This window comes from Sporosarcina sp. resist (assembly GCF_014302295.1).
Taxonomy (GTDB): domain Bacteria; phylum Bacillota; class Bacilli; order Bacillales_A; family Planococcaceae; genus Sporosarcina; species Sporosarcina psychrophila.
In genome coordinates this window covers 967,561-988,309 of sequence record NZ_CP060287.1, presented here as the reverse complement: position 1 = coordinate 988,309, position 20,749 = coordinate 967,561, and the positions used below count along the sequence as shown (strand labels likewise).

The 20,749-nt window shown below is 40.6% G+C and carries 28 protein-coding genes and 1 riboswitch; of the genes, 3 read left to right on the top strand and 25 right to left on the bottom strand.

Going from position 1 to position 20,749, the window contains the following annotated elements; translation table 11 throughout:
- Positions 1-2: 2 nt before the first annotated feature.
- From H7992_RS04915 to H7992_RS04865, 11 genes are all read right to left on the bottom strand, one after another.
- Positions 3-497 carry an ArpU family phage packaging/lysis transcriptional regulator gene (locus H7992_RS04915; RefSeq protein ID WP_187046801.1) on the bottom strand — a complete coding sequence of 165 codons (495 nt, stop codon included), beginning with the start codon at positions 495-497 and terminating at the stop codon, positions 3-5.
- A 451-nt stretch (positions 498-948) separates the two neighbouring features.
- A complete protein-coding gene (locus tag H7992_RS04910; protein ID WP_187046800.1) occupies positions 949-1,107 on the bottom strand; it encodes a hypothetical protein in 159 nt (52 codons plus the stop codon).
- A 78-nt stretch (positions 1,108-1,185) separates the two neighbouring features.
- Entirely contained in the window at positions 1,186-2,178 is a 993-nt protein-coding gene (locus H7992_RS04905) for a hypothetical protein (RefSeq protein WP_187046799.1), read from the bottom strand.
- Positions 2,179-2,480: 302 nt separating this feature from the next.
- A complete protein-coding gene (locus H7992_RS04900) occupies positions 2,481-2,831 on the bottom strand; it encodes a hypothetical protein (protein WP_187046798.1) in 351 nt (116 codons plus the stop codon).
- A 125-nt stretch (positions 2,832-2,956) separates the two neighbouring features.
- Positions 2,957-3,109: a hypothetical protein gene (locus tag H7992_RS04895; protein WP_187046797.1), complete on the bottom strand. Its 153-nt coding sequence runs from the start codon at positions 3,107-3,109 to the stop codon at positions 2,957-2,959.
- A 31-nt stretch (positions 3,110-3,140) separates the two neighbouring features.
- On the bottom strand, positions 3,141-3,722 hold the full coding sequence (locus tag H7992_RS04890; RefSeq protein WP_187046796.1) for a Rha family transcriptional regulator: 582 nt from the start codon (positions 3,720-3,722) through the stop codon (positions 3,141-3,143).
- A gap of 19 nt (positions 3,723-3,741) precedes the next feature.
- The gene (locus H7992_RS04885) at positions 3,742-4,080 is read right to left on the bottom strand and encodes a hypothetical protein (RefSeq protein WP_187046795.1); all 339 of its coding nucleotides are present in this window, start codon (positions 4,078-4,080) and stop codon (positions 3,742-3,744) included.
- Between the two features lie 99 nt (positions 4,081-4,179).
- Entirely contained in the window at positions 4,180-4,698 is a 519-nt protein-coding gene (locus H7992_RS04880; protein ID WP_187046794.1) for a hypothetical protein, read from the bottom strand.
- 267 nt (positions 4,699-4,965) lie between these two features.
- A complete protein-coding gene (locus tag H7992_RS04875) occupies positions 4,966-5,199 on the bottom strand; it encodes a hypothetical protein (RefSeq protein WP_187046793.1) in 234 nt (77 codons plus the stop codon).
- A 129-nt stretch (positions 5,200-5,328) separates the two neighbouring features.
- The gene (locus H7992_RS04870) at positions 5,329-5,595 is read right to left on the bottom strand and encodes a group-specific protein (RefSeq protein WP_187046792.1); all 267 of its coding nucleotides are present in this window, start codon (positions 5,593-5,595) and stop codon (positions 5,329-5,331) included.
- Positions 5,596-5,635: 40 nt separating this feature from the next.
- Positions 5,636-5,809 carry a hypothetical protein gene (locus tag H7992_RS04865; protein ID WP_187046791.1) on the bottom strand — a complete coding sequence of 58 codons (174 nt, stop codon included), beginning with the start codon at positions 5,807-5,809 and terminating at the stop codon, positions 5,636-5,638.
- Between the two features lie 138 nt (positions 5,810-5,947).
- Between H7992_RS04865 and H7992_RS04860 the strand changes: the two genes are divergently transcribed.
- The gene (locus H7992_RS04860) at positions 5,948-6,436 is read left to right on the top strand and encodes a helix-turn-helix domain-containing protein (protein ID WP_187046790.1); all 489 of its coding nucleotides are present in this window, start codon (positions 5,948-5,950) and stop codon (positions 6,434-6,436) included.
- Positions 6,437-6,535: 99 nt separating this feature from the next.
- Positions 6,536-7,705: a tyrosine-type recombinase/integrase gene (locus tag H7992_RS04855; RefSeq protein WP_187046789.1), complete on the top strand. Its 1,170-nt coding sequence runs from the start codon at positions 6,536-6,538 to the stop codon at positions 7,703-7,705.
- Between the two features lie 81 nt (positions 7,706-7,786).
- Here the strand turns inward: H7992_RS04855 and sufB are convergent, their stop codons facing one another.
- The 14 genes from sufB to H7992_RS04785 all read right to left on the bottom strand — a co-directional run bounded on the left by sufB (position 7,787) and on the right by H7992_RS04785 (position 20,054).
- Positions 7,787-9,184 carry a Fe-S cluster assembly protein SufB gene (gene sufB / locus H7992_RS04850; RefSeq protein WP_067206342.1) on the bottom strand — a complete coding sequence of 466 codons (1,398 nt, stop codon included), beginning with the start codon at positions 9,182-9,184 and terminating at the stop codon, positions 7,787-7,789.
- Between the two features lie 22 nt (positions 9,185-9,206).
- Positions 9,207-9,647, bottom strand: a complete 441-nt coding sequence (sufU, locus tag H7992_RS04845; RefSeq protein WP_067206339.1) for a Fe-S cluster assembly sulfur transfer protein SufU — start codon at positions 9,645-9,647, stop codon at positions 9,207-9,209.
- Positions 9,637-10,866, bottom strand: a complete 1,230-nt coding sequence (locus H7992_RS04840; RefSeq protein WP_067206336.1) for a cysteine desulfurase — start codon at positions 10,864-10,866, stop codon at positions 9,637-9,639. Before H7992_RS04840 ends, sufU begins: the two co-directional genes overlap by 11 nt.
- Positions 10,866-12,173: a Fe-S cluster assembly protein SufD gene (sufD, locus tag H7992_RS04835; RefSeq protein ID WP_187046788.1), complete on the bottom strand. Its 1,308-nt coding sequence runs from the start codon at positions 12,171-12,173 to the stop codon at positions 10,866-10,868. The genes H7992_RS04840 and sufD overlap by 1 nt, the downstream gene beginning before the upstream one ends.
- Positions 12,174-12,192: 19 nt before the next feature.
- Positions 12,193-12,972 (bottom strand): Fe-S cluster assembly ATPase SufC, encoded by a 780-nt coding sequence (gene sufC / locus H7992_RS04830; protein ID WP_067206330.1) that lies wholly within the window; start codon positions 12,970-12,972, stop codon positions 12,193-12,195.
- A 248-nt stretch (positions 12,973-13,220) separates the two neighbouring features.
- Positions 13,221-14,444 (bottom strand): dicarboxylate/amino acid:cation symporter, encoded by a 1,224-nt coding sequence (locus H7992_RS04825; RefSeq protein WP_067206328.1) that lies wholly within the window; start codon positions 14,442-14,444, stop codon positions 13,221-13,223.
- 149 nt (positions 14,445-14,593) lie between these two features.
- Positions 14,594-15,430 carry a MetQ/NlpA family ABC transporter substrate-binding protein gene (locus tag H7992_RS04820; protein WP_067206326.1) on the bottom strand — a complete coding sequence of 279 codons (837 nt, stop codon included), beginning with the start codon at positions 15,428-15,430 and terminating at the stop codon, positions 14,594-14,596.
- A 74-nt stretch (positions 15,431-15,504) separates the two neighbouring features.
- Positions 15,505-16,365, bottom strand: coding sequence for a MetQ/NlpA family ABC transporter substrate-binding protein (locus tag H7992_RS04815; protein ID WP_067206323.1), 861 nt, complete (start codon positions 16,363-16,365; stop codon positions 15,505-15,507).
- Between the two features lie 69 nt (positions 16,366-16,434).
- On the bottom strand, positions 16,435-17,103 hold the full coding sequence (locus tag H7992_RS04810; RefSeq protein WP_067206320.1) for a methionine ABC transporter permease: 669 nt from the start codon (positions 17,101-17,103) through the stop codon (positions 16,435-16,437).
- Complete coding sequence (locus H7992_RS04805) at positions 17,096-18,121, bottom strand: methionine ABC transporter ATP-binding protein (protein WP_067206317.1); 1,026 nt, start codon at positions 18,119-18,121, stop codon at positions 17,096-17,098. The genes H7992_RS04810 and H7992_RS04805 overlap by 8 nt, the downstream gene beginning before the upstream one ends.
- A 224-nt stretch (positions 18,122-18,345) precedes the next feature.
- Positions 18,346-18,451: riboswitch (SAM riboswitch) on the bottom strand.
- A 54-nt stretch (positions 18,452-18,505) separates the two neighbouring features.
- Positions 18,506-18,805 (bottom strand): thioredoxin family protein, encoded by a 300-nt coding sequence (locus H7992_RS04800; protein ID WP_067206314.1) that lies wholly within the window; start codon positions 18,803-18,805, stop codon positions 18,506-18,508.
- 14 nt (positions 18,806-18,819) lie between these two features.
- On the bottom strand, positions 18,820-19,161 hold the full coding sequence (locus tag H7992_RS04795; protein WP_067206312.1) for a toprim domain-containing protein: 342 nt from the start codon (positions 19,159-19,161) through the stop codon (positions 18,820-18,822).
- Between the two features lie 74 nt (positions 19,162-19,235).
- Positions 19,236-19,619 (bottom strand): glycine cleavage system protein GcvH, encoded by a 384-nt coding sequence (gene gcvH / locus H7992_RS04790; RefSeq protein ID WP_067206310.1) that lies wholly within the window; start codon positions 19,617-19,619, stop codon positions 19,236-19,238.
- Positions 19,620-19,694: 75 nt separating this feature from the next.
- Positions 19,695-20,054: an arsenate reductase family protein gene (locus tag H7992_RS04785; RefSeq protein ID WP_067206307.1), complete on the bottom strand. Its 360-nt coding sequence runs from the start codon at positions 20,052-20,054 to the stop codon at positions 19,695-19,697.
- A 525-nt stretch (positions 20,055-20,579) separates the two neighbouring features.
- Here H7992_RS04785 and H7992_RS04780 point away from each other — a divergent pair.
- Positions 20,580-20,726: a hypothetical protein gene (locus tag H7992_RS04780; protein ID WP_187046786.1), complete on the top strand. Its 147-nt coding sequence runs from the start codon at positions 20,580-20,582 to the stop codon at positions 20,724-20,726.
- Positions 20,727-20,749 lie beyond the last annotated feature (23 nt).

Below are 20,749 nucleotides of genomic sequence, written 5' to 3'. Positions count from 1 at the left end.
AACTACATCACACCTTCAGAATGCATGACTTCCTGTTTTATCAACTGTAGTCCTAGCCAATACAATGCTTCTTTCTTTAGCACATAGTAATTTTTCCTGGTAATATGCAGTTCACAATAAACAAAATCGTCCAAGGGGAATCTCCCGCCCGAATCTCTTTTTAGATATTTATTCATAATTATCTCCTTGTGTATTTGTGGTAATTTATCCAAGTGTTCATGAAATGTATTAAGCCATTCAAAAGCAGAAACTTTTTTAAGCGCAGTCGATTCTGTTGAACTATGGAACCCACCACTAGAATAAAAGGGCATATCAGTCAAATTGCTTGTCACGCTCGGTAAATGTTGGCGTCTTGATTGCAGCTTAATCTCGAAATACATACCAATACACTCTTTTAACACCCAATCGATCAAAAGTTTCTTTTCCGTCTCCACTCCTTTTTCACGATTCTGTTTCACACCTTGAATATCACCTTCAAATTCAAAATTTAATTTCAAATCGATTCCCCCTTTTATGCTAATCACCTTCAATCACACGCTGAAAGCTGTTCCCCAACTGACAGTTGCGTCCCAAGTATTCGTAATCTATGACTAACTGGACAATTCCAACAAACCTTAGATACTACCGAACTTACCTTTTCAAAAGGGCAGTCAGATCGACAAAAAGCTTCAAATAAATCATCAATTTGACATATCACATCGACTCGTTCTATTTTTGTAAGTTTCTCATCCCCAAATGTATTTCTCGACCCTATCATGTCTTCACTTTTCATCCTCTCACTTCGTCAATTGTTTCAATTAATCAGTTCTCGTTCTTACTCTCCGCATCCAGCATGACCTAAGAAAAATCTGCAACAAGAGAAGCACATTCCATAATCCCGAATTCTTCTTTTGTCTTCTGTATAAAAATAATCCGACTTTATTATTTTATTTTCACACTTAGGACATTTCAGTTCTCTTCCAAATTAGTCACCGTCCATTTCTTAAAACAAGAATCAAACAACGACTGACCATAAGGCGACAGCCTAGCCCGTTTCGAAGCAGCTCCTTGTTTTAAAACGGCTGAAAGATGACCAGATTTCCTTTCTTTCGATACAACCATTCCCATGATGTAAGATTCCATCTGCTGTTTGAAGCGTAATCAACGTTACGAGACGCCCTCTTTGCGATACTGGAATGCTCAAAATTATTCCTCCCTCAATTCACGTATTAATTCTTCTCGTGCCAATTCAAATTTTTTACGTTCAATATCCTCCTTATTACTTTTTGTAGACTTTTCGGGAACTTGTTTTTTAAACCATTCTGGAATTATCTCTTCTCGTCCATTATTTTTTTTTGTAGATTTCCCAGGGAAACGTTGGTCCAATATATAGCCGATACAATACGACAAAGAATGAATCCGATCTCTTGGGTGCTTTGAATTATAATTCCGAAACACTTCTTCCAATCCGATCATTGCATCCGCTAAAGTTACACCCGCTTGTTGTAATTCCTTCGCCGCTTGTACATCCAACGGTTTCGCATCAGAACCATAACCACGTAATTTTACAAATCGCTCAAGCAGCGGCATTATATATTTTTCATTGGAATCATCCTGTGGTAAAGATTCAGAAGCATTCAACTTATTCTCTGCTGTAGTCTCTTTAGTAATCTCTTTTTTAGTCTCTTTAGTAATCTTAGGTATTGTCAGGCCCAAATTGGGCTTATCCATTGGCTCAATTTGGGCCAATGAGATTGGCTCATTTTGGTACAATGATTGGCTCATTTTGGTCTTATCCATTGGCTCATTTTGGGCCAATGCATTATTCACATTATTTTCTTCGATTGGCCCATTTTGAGCTAATGGTTGATTTTCAAGGTCTTTTAGGACTTCATAGTCTATTCTGTACCATTTCGTTCGGTCAAATTTAAGTCGATTATAATTTCCAACAATCACCAATTTCTTCTTTTCTAAACTAGTAATTGTTCTTTTAATTGTGTTTCGACTCCAAAAAATAAATTGTGTTTCCCAGTAATCAAGACTCCCGTATACCCAATAAAAATCGTCATGGAAATTCTTATTGGCTTTCTGGTTAATCTCAACCCAATAATTTATTTGTTGTAAAACAATCGCTTCATTCAACCCGATTATTTGGGCTAATTTCGGCATTATTAGAAGCGGTTGTTCATTCAGTAGCAACTTGCTCACATGTCTCACCCTTTTCGGTTTAAGTATCGTCCACTCATACGCGCTTCGAATGAGTGGATGAAGATCGTATGGTACTTACACAGCCCATACAACGTCCTGTCTTCAGTCAAGTCATAGTAAACAATTTCCCCATGGCAAAATACTTTTCCGCAATCCGAACATCCCTTCACGTTCGACGTATTCATACCAACACCCAACCTTCAAAGATAATCACCAAGAATACACACGAACATTCCATGCATTTCAGCAGTTGAAACCCTTTCAGAGACTCTTCATATCGAACATCTGCTATTTCACGCCCTCCGCACTTCGGACAAATGACTCGTATTTCCAACACCCCTTCCCCCTCGTTCCCATTCCTGGTAAACGCATAATACCTTCAATGCATCAATTTCTTTCTCTGACGCGAACCGTTGTATTCTTCGTACCGATAAATTTGCCCGAAGCACACACATATCTTCTTTAAACCGCAAACCTGTATATGTTCCCTTCGACCCAACTTCATCAACCAAATAGACAATATCACCGTACCCCATAACCCAATCACCTTTTTGAATAAGTGGATGCGTCGGATCAAAAAGTATGGTTTCAATTAATTTTCTCGAAGCATCCATTTCTTCCACCGTAATGTCGTAAGCTTTCATCAATCAAAGCACCTTCCGTTCTCATACATTTTTTTGTTCCTTCATTCAACAAAATCCTTTCGATTAAATAGCACTCGCCAATTTTGGATAGTCCACTTAGCGCCTATATAAAGGAAAAAACCGCTTCACGCCCGACGCAAATAATACCCCTCCGGCGCTTCCTCTCGTTTCACAGGTTTCTCCAATGGAATCGAATTCGTTTTCATCACATATCCTTTTGGTACTTCATCAAAAGAATGGTGGAAACGCATTATCGTTTCCACCAGATTATCTTGCAATAACACCACCTTCCTAAAAAAAAGATAGGAATTAGTGATAGATACCACTAACCAAAAGTGGCGACTCCCATCCGTGAATAAACGTCAACACATCTTGATATTCGCTCCTCGGAACATCTTTATAGGAGCAAACATTAAATCGCTCTTTCAATTCCTTATGCAACCGCGTAAAATATTTACGTCGTGCCCCATCCGTTAAATTCGGATACCGTGAATGAATTACTTCACGAACGGCTAACCGAACTAATTTCTGCTCCATTGAAATTAGCGTATTTTTTTGATTCTCCAAAATCTGACGAGTCCGATTAAACTCCGCTATGTACAACTCTTTAAACTGCATGGCTTTCTCCCCCGTATAACCCATAGCGAGCATGACAAATCCATCGAAAGTCAAAATAAACATAGGCATAACCCGTTTTTGCTTGTTCGTATATGAGGACTCTCCAAAATTGGCGAGTAGAAATTCCTCTGAACACTTCAGATTCCGAATATCCCGCAGCACCTTGTCATGTCCTTTTTCGAACACTTCCGCAATCAATAGGCTGTCCGTAAACGCTTTGCTTCCTGCCACATAAACAATCCCACTACCCTCAATGATTTGTTGTAAAGTCATCCCTCTTCCACCCTTTCTTTTACCGTTCGTATTCCTGTTGAAAAGAACGCTTTTTCGCATTCGTTCGTACTTGATCATCACCTTGAAAAACAATTGACGTTTTCCCCGCGTACAATGGCCATCCGTCTGTTGACATGACAGTTAAGGCCTCTTGATGTGTGATTGAGTGATATACTAACTCGCCATTTTCACACCAACTAGAAACCTTGATTTCAGCATTTTCTAACACAGAAATAATAGAATTGTCATCGTCATGTAGTTCAACTTGATTGTCATAAACAACAAGCCTTCCGCACGCACCTCTTTCAAGAGCTGCGTCCATCCGAATAATCGTTTCTCTAATATCTACTAAAAGCATGGTTTATTCTCCTTTCACAAAGTCATTTTTGAGGCCAGTCAAACCTAGAAAACTGCATTAACAATACGTGAATTTTTTTCATTTTATCAATCTAGACCTTTAAAATTCGTCATTTTTCTTCAATCCTTCGAGGTGCTTTTCTTCGAATTGAATTTGCGTAATCGGTTCGATGTAACCGTTGGATTTTTCCCTGTCGAGCATGTCGTAATTAGCTTTAAAATACACATCGTGTTCACTGCTGATAAATGATGCTAGACTTTGTTGTTGGCTTGTCCTCATAACTCCGTATATGAAGTTGATGCGGGGTTTATCCATGAATCCTTCAAGGCCGACATCTTCAATGATCTGCAAGTATTTTTTTCTAATGTCATTTGCGGCTTTGGAATTCTTCTTCAACTTCCCATCTCTGGTAAACAATTTAGCGATTTCAGGACTTACTTGATCAACATCAATCCACAATTCGTCAACTTCGTGTGCGATTGCTGTAATCGGATTTCCAAGCAATCCCCCGACCTTAGCTATTACCTCTCCCCATAACGGAAGCAATTTCATATACTTTCTGATTTCCAACCCGTATGCGGAATCTCTATTAGATTTAAAGCAATATGTTTTTTCCATCTCATGTCCACCTCTCATTTACCACTTTTAAAATTTCTAGTAAGCTATGCAAAGAGTAATAGTCCATTTTTTGCAACGATTCACCATTGTCCTTCCGTAACTCCCAAACTTATATTTTTATGAGAATCAACACCTAAGTGGATTTAAATATGCGATACAGCTCCCTGAACAGGTCTAGACTTTAAAGTCGATTCAATCGAGTAACCCTTTTAAGCGACCGCTTTTTGCAACCTAATTTTTTCCCCTCGTTCCAATGAGGTTTGAGTTTTAAACATCCCTCTCACCTCTCTGCAACTGCAACTGGATATATTCCCACTTATCCGGCATAGTGTTCTTCAAATCGACAATTTCCGATGCAGTCATAATCGTATTGAATTCCACGTCACCCACACATTTTGAAAGCTTAAATAGATAATCCGTATTTTCGGAAACCTCGATATCAAATCTATCGAACTCCGATAGAAAATATGATGGGGAAATTCCATTAATATCTACCGTCATTTCTGTTCGCCTACCTTTCTATATTTTGTCGATCCCATCAAGAGTGCCGGGATACAGGGGGATGAATAACCAGTAATGGCTTCCCGGCGCCTCTTGATGGAATCAACATTCTTTTATAAAACAGACCTTTCAGCTTGCTTGCCCTTGCAACCACTTGATTAAAAATTTATTCGTCGCCTCAGCTGGGAAGTACCACTTCCCCCCGACCTTTGCTTTCGGAAAATCATTGTGATGGAAGAAATTATCTTGAATCGTGTTCCAGCTCATACAAGTTCTTCGTTTAAGTTCTTTTGTATCCCAAAAAGTGTGTGCGTGTTCTAGTTTATCCATTTTTTTTTGCAACTCATCTTGGAAAGCTTGATTCAACTGATCACCATCAACTTGGAACGTAATCATGTTTTCACCCCTTTTCGTTTCGCCAAGTTAGAAATCGTGCTTAATTAGCTACGTTATTTTCAGTTTTATTTGCTTCTTCAGAGAAATGAAGCCCTAACCGAACCCCTTGAATCATCCCGAAAATTTGCAATCGTAGCTGTTCAGGTAAACTCTTCAAGAAAGCATCCATTTCTTCTACATCTGGTTGTTGTTCGATGTTCAAGATTGCATCCATTTTTTTCCTCCTTTCGACTCAAATAATTCTGCCTGTATACATAATAGTACACTAAGAGAACCAAGTCAAGAATTTCCCCGCTAAAAGTTTACATACAGAACTGCATACTGTATTGTTAATTCTGAGAGGAGGGATAAAATGAATGATGAAAACAGAAGATTCAAGGAGTTAAGAGGTATATTACAGCTCAACCAAGAGGCATTCGGTGATGCGATGGGTTTGTCGAAATCCGGTATTTCTAATATAGAAAACGGAATTCGTAAAGTGACTGACCAACATGTCAAGCTGATTTGCGGCGAATTTAACGTGAATGAGGAATGGCTTCGATGTGGAGAAGGTGAAATGTTTGTTCAACCCGCCACCTTCTCACTTGATGAGTATGCAAAAAAAAACAGCCTCAGCGCGCTGGAAACCGAAATCATCAAAGGGTATATGGAATTAGACAGCGATACTCGCAAGAATCTTATGACGCATTTTAAAGCCAAATTTAGCAATCATTCGGAAACGGTTGCCACGGTAGAAGACAACATCAATACAGAAGTCGAAAAATATCGCCGCGAATTGGAAGATGAGCAAAAAGGGGAAACATTATTAGCTTTAGGAGAGCACAGATGGAAATCCAGCTAAAAAATAAGTCAATGGAACTTAATTTCTAGCGCTAGAAATTAAAAAAGAGTAGCTCATATGCTACTCTTTCTTTGTATCAAAAAGACAGGAGTGTTGGTTTTGGCTACATTTAGACAGTTAAAAAGTGGAAGATGGCAAGCAAGGGTTTCGAAGGATGGCACTGAGTTTAGCGTCGGAGGTACGTTCCGAACTAAGAAAGAAGCTGGAATTGAAGCTGCTAAAGTTGAAGAACGGATCTACTACGGGCAAACCTTGAATGACAGAAACATGTTGATGAAAGAAGTTGTAGGGGAATGGCTGCATGAACATAAAAAAGCAAACGTCAAAGAATCCACGTTTGAGCAATTGGAAGTGATCGTAAGGTTGCACATACTGCCTCACTTCGGAGACAAGCGAATCATGCGGATTAAGCGCGCGGAAATTAAACGGTGGATTAAACTGTATGTGGACATGGAGGATGAACACGGAAACAATAAATATGTGTTTGATTCTGTTGTGAAATATTTATCAACACTGAAAAGTATCCTTCACTACGCTGTTCATGAACTAGAAATTTTAGAGAAAAATCCATCGGACCGTTTAAAGGTGCCAGTGCAAGATTCTGTGGCACTTAAAAAAGACTTGAAATATTACAGTCTTGATGAATTAAACACATTGCTTGATTACATGAAACGCTACAAGCACCAGCGGTTTCCCGAATACCAAATTTACCACACACTTATGTACTTTTTAAGTCAAACAGGGTTAAGGATTAGTGAAAGTCTTGCTTTAAAGTGGACGGACATTGAGGATGGTAAATTGACTGTAGAGCGACAAACGAAGAGGGATAAAAATAACGGATTAAAATTAACGACTTTAAAAAATACAGCATCATATAGAACGATTGGGTTGAATGAGGATCTTTCGCGAGAACTCAAGAAATTCAAATTGAGACAATATGAATTAATTCTTGGCGACGAAAGATTTCATAAAAATGACCAAGGAATTATATTTCAAAACTACCTTGGTAATTATCTAACACCGTCAACAGTCAGGGACACTATTCGTGATTACTGTAAAAAAGCCGGTGTGGATTACAAAGGCACCCACGGATTCAGGCACACGCACGCCGTTCTTTTGTTGGAGTCTGGAGCAAGTATTAAGTTTGTTGCCGACCGCTTAGGCCATAAAACTACCAAAACAACAACAGACACTTACTTGGATATCACGGAAAAAATAGAAGAAGACGAACTAAAAAAGTTCGCCTCCTACACTGCGCGGAAAATCTGAATCGGCACGAAATCGGCACGCCTGATTTTCCTTGCTCTATATAAATCGTATAACCGTTGATGTAACAACGTTTATAACGAATTAACCAATGCTGCCTTCCATCTCAAACTTGATAAGACGGTTCATTTCTACAGCATATTCCATCGGCAATTCTTTTGTGAATGGTTCGATGAAGCCCATAACGATCATTTCAGTTGCTTCAAGTTCAGGAACTCCGCGGCTCATCAAGTAGAAGAGCTGTTCTTCTGATACTTTAGAAACTTTCGCTTCATGTTCAAGTGAAATGTTATCATTCAGGATTTCGTTATATGGAATCGTGTCAGATGTCGACAAGTCATCCATAATCAGCGTGTCACACTCGATGTTCGCGCGTGCGCCATCTGCTTTACGTCCAAAGTGAACGATTCCGCGATACGTTACTTTACCACCGTGTTGTGAAATTGATTTCGACACGATTGTAGAAGACGTATTTGGTGCAAGGTGATGCATTTTCGCTCCGGCATCCTGATGCTGACCTTTTCCTGCTAGTGCGATAGAAAGTGTCATACCACGTGCGCCTTCGCCTTTAAGAATGATTGCAGGGTATTTCATCGTCAATTTAGAGCCGATGTTCCCGTCAATCCACTCCATTGTTGCGTTTGCGTCACAAACTGCACGCTTCGTTACAAGATTGTAAACGTTATTTGCCCAGTTTTGGATTGTTGTATAACGGCAATACGCATCCTTTTTAACAATGATTTCAACGACAGCACTGTGAAGTGAATTCGTTGTATAAACAGGTGCAGTACATCCTTCAACGTAATGGACGCTTGCTCCTTCATCAACAATAATCATAGTACGCTCGAACTGACCCATGTTTTCCGAGTTAATACGGAAATAGGCTTGAAGTGGAGTTTCAACTTTAACGCCCGGTGGTACATAGATGAACGAACCGCCTGACCATACAGCCGAGTTCAATGCAGCGAACTTGTTATCTGAGTTTGGAATGATTGTTCCCCAATACTTTTTGAACAGTTCTTCGTCTTCCTTTAGTGCTGAATCTGTATCTTTAAACACAATTCCAAGGTCGACAAGTTCTTGTTTCATATTATGGTAAACGACTTCAGATTCGTATTGTGCAGAAACACCTGCAAGGTATTTTTGTTCAGCTTCAGGAATACCAAGTTTATCAAACGTACGCTTGATTTCTTCTGGTACTTCATCCCAAGAGCGTTCCGCCCCTTCAGAAGGTTTAACATAGTAAGTAATCTCGTCAAATTTAAGGGAGTTTAGATCTCCACCCCATTGTGGCATTGGCATTTTGTAGAACATTTCCAATGATTTCAGGCGGTAGTCAAGCATCCATTGAGGTTCGTTCTTCATACCTGAAATTTCTTCAACGATTTCCTTTGTCAAACCACGTTCCGAACGGAAAATGGAAACGTCTTTGTCAGCAAACCCATATTTGTAATCGCCGATATCCGGCATTTTTTTAGCCATTACTATTCCTCCGTCCTTTTAGTTACTGTTCGGAGTCATTTCCGACTCCCTTTTCCATCGCCTTCCATGCCAATGTTGCACATTTAATACGGGCAGGAAATTTCGATACTCCCGCAAGTGCTTCAATATCACCTAGGTCGATGGAGTCGTCAACATCTTTGCCCAGCATCATGTCCGAAAAGATAGAGGCCGCTTTTAATGCTTCATCCACTTTTTTACCTTTAACAATCTGCGTCATCATCGACGCAGATGCCATTGAAATTGAACAGCCATCGCCTTCGAATTTTGCATTTTGAACAATGCCATCATCTATTTGTAAAGTCAGATGGATCACATCGCCACATGTCGGATTATTCATATCGACAGTTATGCTACTTTCTTCGATGACGCCTTTATTTCTAGGGTTTTTATAATGGTCCATGATGACCGAACGATATAACTGATCTAATTTGTTAGTAGACATCTGCGAAATACTCCTTTGCGATACGGAGTCCGTCCACGAGGCGGTCAACGTCAGCTTCCGTATTATAAATATAGAAGCTTGCGCGTGCCGTGGATGATACATTGAGCCATTTCATAAGCGGCTGAGCACAGTGGTGACCTGCTCTGACGGCAATACCATGCATATCGAGCACGGTTGCAACGTCATGTGGATGGACATCGTTCAGATTAAAAGTAACAAGTCCGGCACGTTTCTCAGGATCGAGTGGACCGTAAATCTTAAGTCCATCGATTTCCGACATCCGTTCCATTGCATATTTAGCAAGTTCGTGTTCATGCCGTTCAATGTTATCTAGCCCGATTTCTTCAAGAAAGTCGATTGCTGCGCCTAAACCAATTGCACCTGCAATTATCGGCGTACCGCCTTCAAACTTCCAAGGAAGCTCTTTCCATGTCGATTCATACAAACCAACGAAATCAATCATTTCGCCGCCGAACTCGACCGGCTCCATTTTGTTAAGTAAATCTTTTTTACCGTACAGAACACCGATACCGGTAGGACCGCACATCTTATGTCCCGAAAAAGCGAAAAAGTCACAATCTAGTTTCTGTACATCGATTTTCAGATGCGGAGCAGCTTGCGCACCATCGACAACCATAACAGCTCCATGTGCATGTGCAATTTCTGCAATTTCTTTAACTGGATTCATCGTACCAAGTACGTTCGATACGTACATGATGGACACGATTTTGGTCCGGTCTGTAACAACTTCTCGGACTTTTTCAAGTGATAGTGTGCCGTCTTCCTCAAGGTCGACGTACTTCAACACTGCCCCTTTTTCTTTTGCCAGCTGTTGCCATGGAATAATGTTTGAATGATGCTCCATGTATGTGATGACGATTTCATCACCTTCACCGACATTCGCCCGTCCATAACTTTGTGCAACTGTATTTAAAGCCGTTGTCGTACCGCGCATGAATATGATTTCTTCAGTCGACTTCGCATTGATGAAGTTGCGCACTTTCTCGCGCGCTCCTTCATACCCTTCCGTCGCACGATTACCAAGCGTATGCACACCACGGTGGACGTTTGAATTATCAAAGCTATAATAATTGCTTATTGCTTCTATTACTTGGCGCGGCTTTTGAGAAGTCGCAGCACTATCTAGATAAACGAGCGGATGCCCGTTTATCTCTTGGTCCAATATAGGGAAATGTTTGCGGATGTCTGTACTGAGCATTAGCGCACTTTCCTTTCGATAACCTCCGTCAATTGTTTCTTAACGCCTTCAATCGGCAATTTGCTGACTACAGGCGCAAGGAAACCATGAATGACAAGGCGTTCTGCTTCATGTTGAGTAATCCCACGGCTCATCAAGTAAAATAGTTGCAGTGGATCAACACGACCAACAGATGCCGCGTGTCCTGCTGTTACATCATCTTCGTCGATAAGAAGGATTGGATTTGCGTCTCCGCGTGCCCTTTCACTTAACATAAGGACGCGTGACTCTTGGACAGCGTTCGCTCTTGTTGCACCTTTTGCGATTCTTCCGATACCGTTAAAGATACATGTAGATTCTTCTTTAACAACACCGTGTTTCAAGATGAATCCTTCTGTATCCGTTCCCCAGTGAACGATTTCAGTTGTGAAGTTTTGGCGCTGTTTACCGCGTCCAACAACAACTGTCTTCATGTCGCAATGAGATCCGTTACCAACAAGATGCGTGATATTTTCAGAAATCGTATCACTGTCATTCATCAGTCCAAGTGCCCAATCAATTCGGCTATCGCGTCCTGTAACTCCACGACGATTCACATAAGTTATAAATCCTTTCGCAAGTACATCAACCGCACCGTAAGTAATTTGTGCATTATCACCTGTGAATACTTCAGATACGATATTAGCTAATCCTTTTGCTTCTTCTACAGTCGATAAATAGTTCTCGACATACGTCACTGAACTATTCGCTTCTGCCACAATAAGAACGTGGTTAAAGAGTGAAGCTTGTTCATCATCATGTAAAAACAACACTTGAATTGGCTCTTCTACAACAACATTTTTCGGAACATATACGAAAACGCCGCCGTTTATAAGTGCTGCATGAAGTGCAGTCAGTTTATGCTCGTCTACCTTCACACCGTCTGTCATGAAATATTTTTTCATAAGATCACTATGTTCACGTGATGCTGTGAAAATATCTGTCATGATGACACCTTTAGCTTTCAACTCTTCAGATAAAAACAAGTAAGCTGGTGTGTTGTTGTGCTGTACATAAATACTGTTCTGTTGCTCTTTATCAACAAGGGCACGCGCTTCTTCAGAAAGCTCGTCCAAGGAAGCATACACAGTACTCTCTACCGTATGGGCAGGGAATTCCGTAAAGTTCCATTTGTCAATTTTCGTTTTATCTGGTCTTGGCATTGGAAGCTGTTCCGCTCTCACTAATGCGTCTGCGCGGAAATCCGCCATCCAATCTGCTTCATTCATCTTAGCGGAATAGGAACGGACGTCCTGTTCGGTTAATGCCAACTTTGTTTCAACCGTCATTTTGAATCGTCCTCCTTTCTTAAACTTCCTGCCCGACAGTTTCGTCTTCGATGCCAAGTTCTTCTTTAATCCAGTCATATCCTTGTTCTTCAAGTTTATGTGCTAATTCAGCTCCACCGGATTTAACAACTTTGCCTTGCATCATAACGTGAACTTTGTCTGGTGTAATATAGTCAAGAAGACGTTGGTAATGAGTGATGATTAGGCAACCAAAATCTTCGCCGCGCATTTCGTTGATGCCTTTTGAAACAACTTTCAATGCATCGATATCAAGACCGGAGTCAATTTCATCAAGCACTGCAAATTTAGGCTTCAACATTGTAAGCTGAAGAATTTCGTTACGTTTCTTTTCTCCACCTGAGAAACCTTCGTTTAAGTAACGTGTAGCCATGTCTTCGTCCATTTCAAGGAATTCCATTTTGCTGTCGAGTTCACGGATGAATTTCATCAGTGAAATTTCGTCGCCTTCTTCACGTTTAGCATTGATTGCAGAACGAAGGAAGTCAGCGTTTGTTACGCCTGTAATTTCGCTTGGATATTGCATGCCAAGGAAGATACCCGCTCTAGCGCGCTCGTCCACTGCCATTTCAAGTACATCTTCACCATCAAGTTTGATTGTGCCAGATGTCACAACATATTTGGGATGCCCCATAATCGCTTGCGCGAGTGTAGATTTACCTGTACCATTTGGACCCATGATTGCATGGATCTCATTTGTATTAATCGTCAAATCGACGCCTTTCAATATTTCCTTGCCTTCAATTTCAACGTGAAGGTCTTTAATTTCTAAAGTAGCCATTCCAATACCTCCAATATATTAAAGATGAACGGATATCCATTCTCAATTTAGTATCATTCTAATCTTAACGTAATAAGCATTGCCTTGCAAATCATTGAGAATCGTTTCATTTGAAAGGAATGCCCTTAATTCAAGACTTGTATGCATACATTCTTCTAGACTTCGCTCATTTTCAATTATCCAGTTTTAATGAGAAACCACACAATTCAAAAAACCGGCACGTAATGTACCGGTTCAAACTCGAATTATTAGTATTGATCTGGCTCTAAATTTGTTTTAGCATCGTCACTATCCGTGAATCTGTCAACGATAATAGCGAGTGCGCCATCACCTGTGACGTTCGTTGCTGTTCCGAAGCTGTCTTGTGCCATATAAAGTGCAATCATAAGTGCAACCATCGTCTGATCAAAACCTAGCATCGAAACGAGTAGTCCAGTTGCCGCTACTACTGCACCTCCTGGGACTCCAGGAGCTGCAATCATTGCAACACCTAGCATGAAGATGAATGGAAGATAATCACTGAATTCAACTGGCATTCCATTCATAAGCATGACACCGATTGAACATGATACAAGTGTGATTGTACTTCCCGATAGGTGAATTGTCGCGAAAAGTGGAATCGTGAAATCAGTCACCTTGTCCGACGCACCTGTTTTACGTGCTTGACTTAACGTAACCGGGATAGTCGCTGCAGACGATTGTGTCCCTAGTGCAGTGAAATAGGCAGGTGCCATCGTTTTCATCAAGAAAAACGGATTGCGTTTTGAAAGAGAACCAGCAATCGTATATTGAATCGTTAGCATGATGAAATGAAGAACGATAATCATAACGAATACCAGCGCAAACACGGAAAGAACCTTCGCAACTTCACCGGTATATGTCATATTTAGAAAAATCCCGAAAATATGGAATGGTAACAGCGGAATGATAACGAATGCAATCACCTTTTCTATTAGAACATTCAATTCCTCGAATACAGAGAGCATTGCCTTACTACCAATGGATGCCATACCTATACCTAGTACGAATGCGAGAAGGAGCGCTGACATAACACCCATAATCGGTGTCATTTCAAGTTCAAAAAAGGATTCCGCGGCAGCTCGACCTGCTTTTTCTACCTTGCCGTCTCCAAGACTTCCGATAAATCCTGGCAATAATGCTGTTGCCGAAAAATATGCAATAATACCAGCTACAATTGTAGATATATATGCAAATGCTGTTGCCAGTCCAAGGAGCTTACCAGATCCCTTGCCAAGCTTAGCGATTCCGGGCGTGATGAACGCAATAATGATTAGAGGCACTATAAAGTTCAGGAAACCTCCAAAAATCATATTAAATGTTGCGGCAAGACTGACAAACCAGTCCGTAAAGGCTGCTCCGATTGTCGGTATCTTCGGTAGAAGTACACCGAGTACAATTGCTAATCCAATGGCAATAACGATACGCCATATTAGACCAATTTTGAACTTCAAAACCATATCCCCCTATGATAAATATATGTATTTAAGAGACAACAATACCATAATATTTTTGCTATTGGAACATCTATTTGTGATTAACATCTATTGGAAAAAAGAAAACTCCACCGAGTTCAAAATCTTCGGCGGAGTTTTCTTCATACTTATTTTACCGGAACGACTGTGCCATCCCATTCTTTTAAAATAAAGTCTTGAATTTCTTTTGACTTCAATACTTCAATCAAAGCTTTGATCGAATCTTTATCTTCATCACCTTTTCTTACAGCGATGATATTTACATAAGGTGAATCCGCGTCTTCGATAGCAATAGAATCTTTAATCGGATTTAAACCCGCATCGATTGCAAAGTTCGAGTTGATCAGCAATGCATCGCCTTCATCATTTGAGTAAAGCTGCGGCATTAATCCCGGCTCATAGTTTGCGTCAAATTTGATGTTTTTAGGGTTTTCAACGATATCTTTCAGTTCAGCAGCTGTTTTATCTATACTTTCGTCAAGTTTGATAAGCCCTTTTGATTCAAGCATCGCAAGCACTCGTCCGTGATCAGAAATAGAGCTACTCATTAAAATCGTCGCACCATCTGGAAGTTCATCAAGTGATTTATACTTTTTCGAATAAACGCCGATTGGCTCAATATGAATGCCGCCTGCATTTACAAAGTCATATCCCGCATCTTCAATTTGTAATTCGAGATAAGGAATATGCTGAAAGTAGTTTGCATCGAGTTCGCTGGATTCAAGATCTTTATTCGGCAACACATAGTCTTGATATGTTTCGATTTGAAGGTCATAACCTTTTTCCTTCAACAATGGTTTTGCTTGTTCTAGAATGATCGAATGCGGTGTATTGGAAGCTCCGACAACAATCTTAGTTGTTTCTTTTTCGCCTACATTATTGCTGCCGCTAGTGTTTTTTGTTCCGCAAGCTGCAAGCGCGAGTATCAGTACTGCTAATAAAACACCTGTTAGAAATTTCTTCATTTCATAATCTCCCTTTTTTCTAAGATGACAATCTAGGTGATGGGTAAAGATAGTTGTCCACTTTCATCATCAAATCACTTCACAGGAATGACGTCGCCGCCCCACTCTTCGAGAATGAAGTCTTGGATTTCTTTCGATTTCAACACGTCAACCAAAATCTTAATTGCTTCAGTATTTTCATCGCCTTCTCTTACTGTGATGATGTTTGCATATGGCGACTCTGTCTCTTCAATCGCGATAGAATCGTCAAGTGGATTCAAACCTGCATCGATTGCATAGTTTGCGTTGATAACTACTGCATCGCCTTCATCATTTTTATACAATTGTGGTAAAAGTGATGGTTCGTAATTCGCATCAAATTCCAGATTTTTAGGGTTGTCAACAATGTCTTTCACTTCAGCTGTTACTTTATCTACTCCGTCAGCCAATTTGATTAACCCAGCCGACTCTAACAAAGATAGGACACGGCCATGTTCAGCTACTGAGTTACTAAAAATAATAACTGCACCGTCTGGAAGTTCATCAATTGATTTATATTTCGTCGAGTAAACAGCCATCGGTTCGATATGGATAGCTCCTGCATTCGCAAACTTATAACCGTGGTCAATTACTTGTTGATCTAAATAAGGAATGTGCTGGAAGAAGTTCGCATCCAATTCGCCTGATTCTAGATCTTTATTTGGCAAAATATAGTCTTGGTATGTTTCAATGACAAGTTCAATTCCTTTTTCTTTCAATATCGGTGCTGCCTTTTCTAAAATGATTGCGTGCGGTGTGTTAGATGCACCAATGACAATTTCCGTTTCTTCAACAGTTTCTTTGTCAGCTTTGTCTTCCCCACTTGTACTTTTATCATCGCTGTCATTTTTCGCTCCGCAAGCTACCAATGCCAATACAAGTACTGCTAATACTATTCCCCCTAAAAGCTTTTTCATGATTTTTTCTCCCCTTTTTCTATGTTTTATATAATTTACAGGCTAGGCCTGATATTACTGTACTAACTATTATCTCTTGTCGAATTTCCTCACCGCAAAATCCCCGATGAATTGAATGATGAAAACGATAATTAAAATAAGGATTGTTGCAGCAAGTGTAACGTCTTCCCGGCTACGCTGGAATCCATCTAAGTATGCAAGAGTCCCAAGTCCACCTGCTCCGATAATCCCAGCCATAGCAGTGTACCCGACGAGTGCAATCGCTGTTACAGTAATTCCTGAAATAAGTGCAGGCATCGATTCCGGTATAAGAACTTTAAAAATAATCGTTCTCGTTTTCGCTCCCATTGACTTCGAAGCTTCAATTACACCTTTATCAATTTCCTGTAATGCAATCAACACCATTCTTGCATAAAACGGAGCCGCTCCAATAATAAGTGCCGGCATCGCTGCATCCGGTCCGCGGATTGTACCAAGAAGAAATTTCGTAAACGGAATAAGTAAAATGATTAATATGATAAACGGAATGGATCTAAAAATATTGACGAATGCTCCTGATATAATATTGACCAACTTATTCGACCAAAGTTGACCGGGACTAGATAGGAAGAGTAAAATTCCAAGTCCTAACCCAATAACTAAAGTGAACAATGTAGAAACCGCAGTCATATAGAGTGTTTCCACTGTTGCTTCCCACATTTTAGTCCAGTCGACATTCGGAAAAAGGTTTTCAATCATTACCGATCACCTCCGTCTGAACATCATTTTCATTGAGGTATTGAATTGCTTCCTCAATGATTGAGGAATCTCCAAGCAACTGAAGTATCAGTGTGCCGTATGCCCCGCCATGTGTATGGGATATGTTTCCCTGCACGATATTCACATCGACAGTGAATTTCCGAATAAGACTTGCGAGGACAGGTTGTTCTGTCCGCTCCCCTACAAATACAAGCTTGATAAGCGTGCCGGCAGGAAATTCTTCCTTAATATGCGCCATTGCCTGCTTCGCCTCCACGGGTTCCGTCACTTGAGAGACAAACCGCTTTGTGATCGGTTCCTTCGGTGATTGGAACACATCCAGGACATCTCCCAACTCAACAACTTTCCCTGCCTCCATAACTGCAACTCTGTGGCAAATTTTCCGGATAACGTGCATTTCATGTGTGATAAGCACAATTGTCAGTCCAAGTCGTTCATTAATTCCTGTTAGAAGGTCTAGTATTGAATCCGTTGTTTCTGGATCAAGGGCTGAAGTCGCTTCGTCACAAAGAAGGACTTCAGGGTCGTTTGCAAGCGCACGAGCAATCCCTACGCGCTGTTTCTGACCTCCAGACAATTCGGATGGATATGCATTTTCGCGACCAGCCAAACCAACTAATTCAATCAGTTCCGCCACTTTCTTATCACGCTCGGCTTTTCGTACACCCGCGATTTCAAGAGGGAAAGCGATATTCTCCTTCACTGTTCTAGACCACAGTAAGTTAAAGTGTTGGAAAATCATACTCACTTTTTGTCGTGCTTCCCTTAGCTCTTTCCCTTTAATTGCTGATATTTCTAGACTTCCTATTTTAACGCTACCTGACGTTGGCATTTCAAGACCGTTCAGTAGTCGAATCAACGTACTTTTTCCTGCCCCACTATAGCCGATGACTCCAAAAATCTCACCGTCAGTAATTTCAAGCGATACATTTTCGACTGCTGAAATACTGCCTGGCCCTTCACCGTATCGTTTATTTATATCCGTTAAATAAATCATTTTTTTCACCTCAGAAAAATTGTTTTGTTACTAATTTTGTCTAGCTTCAGGCGCCACCCCCTCGGGTCACAAGGCAGTTCGCTGTGGTGGCTTAGGTACGCCCCCTTCGCAATCTGACTTGTGCCTGTCGGGGCTGAGCGGCGCCTTCCGCTTTTCAATACAAAAAAGCCTTCCTGCAGACGGGCAGAAAGGCTTGACGTTATCGAAAATAAACGTTGTCCAATCTCTCATCTTTCAAAGCGTATGCTTTGTGTGACTTGGCACCATTTCACTTACGTGACGGTTGCCGGGCTTCGCAGGGCACTATCCCTCCACCTCTCTTAATAAGAGTGACCTATTCAATTGAATGTTAAGACGAAGTATATCAAAGTTCCATATCTATTGTCAATCTATTTCTTCAAGTAGATACGGTACTGATTGAAATGCATAAATTTTATGGGTTAAAACGCCATCCTTTTGTATAAGAAGGCAAGGAACGCTTTCGATTTCATAGTCAATTGCAATATTTTGTACGTAATTCAAATCTGCTTTCCCGATTGGTATTCCCGGTCTCATGACGGTAATAACTTCCATCATTTTAGATGCGACTGCACAAGTTCCACACATTGGTGTATATAAATAAAACGCTGCCACTGAAGACTCTTTCAAAGCCATCTCCCATTGTTCGCGTGTCCAAGTTTCCATTAATTCTACATCCTTTAAATTAGAAATTCCGGTCTGATTTTAAAATCCGCACCTTGTAGTATTGTAGCCAACACTTTGTATGGGGTCGTCTCCACTTCCCGATAAACCTTTTCTGTGTACAAATGGATTGCTGCCGGGAACTCTCTTTTGAATAAAACACGGGTCTTTTCTCCATCTTCATCCGCATCAACGAAGACAAATAGTTCATGTTCTTCGTAAGGTGCAAGCAATTCTTCAAGCCGATAAGGACTTACTGTGCCGTTCGTACAAATAATTTCGACAGGCTCAACAAGTATTCGTGCCAAACGTTTCTTATCCGAACCGCCCTCGACGATAATTACTCTTTCATCCGACACAAGAGGCCCCTCCTTCGCTCTTTTTTATATAAAGATGCAAAAAACGCCGAAAAAGTACCGGCGCCTTGTCTTAGTTATTCTCCGACAGTCATTTTTTCATACGCTTCAGCTGACATAAGTTCATCCAGTTCAGAAACATTTGAAGGTTCAACAACGATCATCCATGCATTTTCATACGGTGATTCATTGACAAATTCAGGGCTGTCTTCAAGTCCTTCATTCACTTCAATTACTTTTCCGCTGATTGGTGCATAAAGTTCTGATACTGTCTTAACAGATTCAACGCTTCCGAAAGGCTCGTCCGCTTTGATGTCATCTCCGACAGATGGAAGTTCAACGAATACGATATCGCCTAGTTCAGATTGTGCAAAGTGAGTAATACCGATGCGGTAGTTACCACCTTCGTCTTTTACCCATTCATGCTCTTCAGAATAACGCAGATCTTTTGGTGTGCTCATTCCGTATCCCTCCAAATAAATAGTTTCATTCTCTTCAATTCTGTCATATTTCTCGAATAAAGACAAGATAGGAAATCAGTTAGTCCATACTTTGTCGAACTCTTCTTCCTTGAATCCGACAGTCACCTTACCATCACCGAAGACAATTGGTCTCTTAATCAACATACCGTCAGATGACAGCAAGCTAATTTTCTCTTCATCTGTCATTGTGAGCAATTTGTCTTTCAAGTTTAGCTCTCTATATTTCGTCCCACTAACGTTGAAAAACTTTTTCAACTCCAAATCCGATGCCGCAATCATTTTGCCAAGTTCTTCTACTGAAGGAGGAGCTTCCGCTATGTTCACTTCCTGAAAGTCCAAGTTGTTCGTCTCAAGCCATTTTTTTGCTTTTCTGCATGTCCCGCACTTTGGATAACCGTAATAAACTAATCCCATACCGCAACGCCTCCATTTTCGCCATTATAACAGAAAAAACACCTGGGCGCCTATTGGTACCTGGACGTCAAAGTGAGATCGTCAATTTTACTTCATTAAACAATCACGTCTGTCGATTAATTATTGACTTGCATAATACGATAGCGAGTAGGGCTTGTAAACCGCTATAACCCTTTACTATTTCCGGCCCGCTTTCGGCGAATTAATTACGATATTATTACCGTGGGGCAGGTGCTTTGAAAGAATAGAAAAGATGACTTTCTATAGAGATTGTAAGTGCCCGAAGATGCAATTTCGGGCACTCTCGCACGTTGTACATTGCGTTCTTTGCTTACTTTTGCAAAGATTATGTGATGCCTTATAGGAAATTGACACTTCCTTAAAATAAATATGGAGATACTATAGAGAAGGATTGAGCGGTCAAAATTATATCTTTGACCGCTTATCTCTAGGTGAGAAGCTAGCCATTCTTTCGTCCAAAAAAACTTCGGCACCTCTTGTATCAATGTCTTTCGAGAGCGGCAAATGAACAAAAACCATGCGATTACCGAAAGAATAAGTAGGGATGCGACAGAGTCGCATCCCTACTTATCAATACATCTCGATAATGGTATTGAAATTGTTCAATTCAAAGCGATACAAAAACAACTACACGTAACGCCCAGTGTGTGATCAAGGTAATTTTAATCTACAGA

Coding starts and splice junctions, on each gene's coding strand:
- H7992_RS04910 (WP_187046800.1), bottom strand. CDS start 1,107: ATGGGAATGGTTGTATCGAAAGAAAGGAAATCTGGTCATCTTTCAGCC.
- H7992_RS04900 (WP_187046798.1), bottom strand. CDS start 2,831: ATGAAAGCTTACGACATTACGGTGGAAGAAATGGATGCTTCGAGAAAA.
- H7992_RS04890 (WP_187046796.1), bottom strand. CDS start 3,722: ATGACTTTACAACAAATCATTGAGGGTAGTGGGATTGTTTATGTGGCA.
- H7992_RS04885 (WP_187046795.1), bottom strand. CDS start 4,080: ATGCTTTTAGTAGATATTAGAGAAACGATTATTCGGATGGACGCAGCT.
- H7992_RS04880 (WP_187046794.1), bottom strand. CDS start 4,698: ATGGAAAAAACATATTGCTTTAAATCTAATAGAGATTCCGCATACGGG.
- H7992_RS04875 (WP_187046793.1), bottom strand. CDS start 5,199: ATGACGGTAGATATTAATGGAATTTCCCCATCATATTTTCTATCGGAG.
- H7992_RS04870 (WP_187046792.1), bottom strand. CDS start 5,595: ATGATTACGTTCCAAGTTGATGGTGATCAGTTGAATCAAGCTTTCCAA.
- H7992_RS04865 (WP_187046791.1), bottom strand. CDS start 5,809: ATGGATGCAATCTTGAACATCGAACAACAACCAGATGTAGAAGAAATG.
- H7992_RS04860 (WP_187046790.1), top strand. CDS start 5,948: ATGAATGATGAAAACAGAAGATTCAAGGAGTTAAGAGGTATATTACAG.
- sufB (WP_067206342.1), bottom strand. CDS start 9,184: ATGGCTAAAAAAATGCCGGATATCGGCGATTACAAATATGGGTTTGCT.
- sufU (WP_067206339.1), bottom strand. CDS start 9,647: ATGTCTACTAACAAATTAGATCAGTTATATCGTTCGGTCATCATGGAC.
- H7992_RS04840 (WP_067206336.1), bottom strand. CDS start 10,866: ATGCTCAGTACAGACATCCGCAAACATTTCCCTATATTGGACCAAGAG.
- sufD (WP_187046788.1), bottom strand. CDS start 12,173: ATGACGGTTGAAACAAAGTTGGCATTAACCGAACAGGACGTCCGTTCC.
- sufC (WP_067206330.1), bottom strand. CDS start 12,972: ATGGCTACTTTAGAAATTAAAGACCTTCACGTTGAAATTGAAGGCAAG.
- H7992_RS04820 (WP_067206326.1), bottom strand. CDS start 15,430: ATGAAGAAATTTCTAACAGGTGTTTTATTAGCAGTACTGATACTCGCG.
- H7992_RS04815 (WP_067206323.1), bottom strand. CDS start 16,365: ATGAAAAAGCTTTTAGGGGGAATAGTATTAGCAGTACTTGTATTGGCA.
- H7992_RS04810 (WP_067206320.1), bottom strand. CDS start 17,103: ATGATTGAAAACCTTTTTCCGAATGTCGACTGGACTAAAATGTGGGAA.
- H7992_RS04805 (WP_067206317.1), bottom strand. CDS start 18,121: ATGATTTATTTAACGGATATAAATAAACGATACGGTGAAGGGCCAGGC.
- H7992_RS04800 (WP_067206314.1), bottom strand. CDS start 18,805: ATGGAAACTTGGACACGCGAACAATGGGAGATGGCTTTGAAAGAGTCT.
- gcvH (WP_067206310.1), bottom strand. CDS start 19,619: ATGAGCACACCAAAAGATCTGCGTTATTCTGAAGAGCATGAATGGGTA.
- H7992_RS04785 (WP_067206307.1), bottom strand. CDS start 20,054: ATGGGATTAGTTTATTACGGTTATCCAAAGTGCGGGACATGCAGAAAA.
- H7992_RS04780 (WP_187046786.1), top strand. CDS start 20,580: ATGAACAAAAACCATGCGATTACCGAAAGAATAAGTAGGGATGCGACA.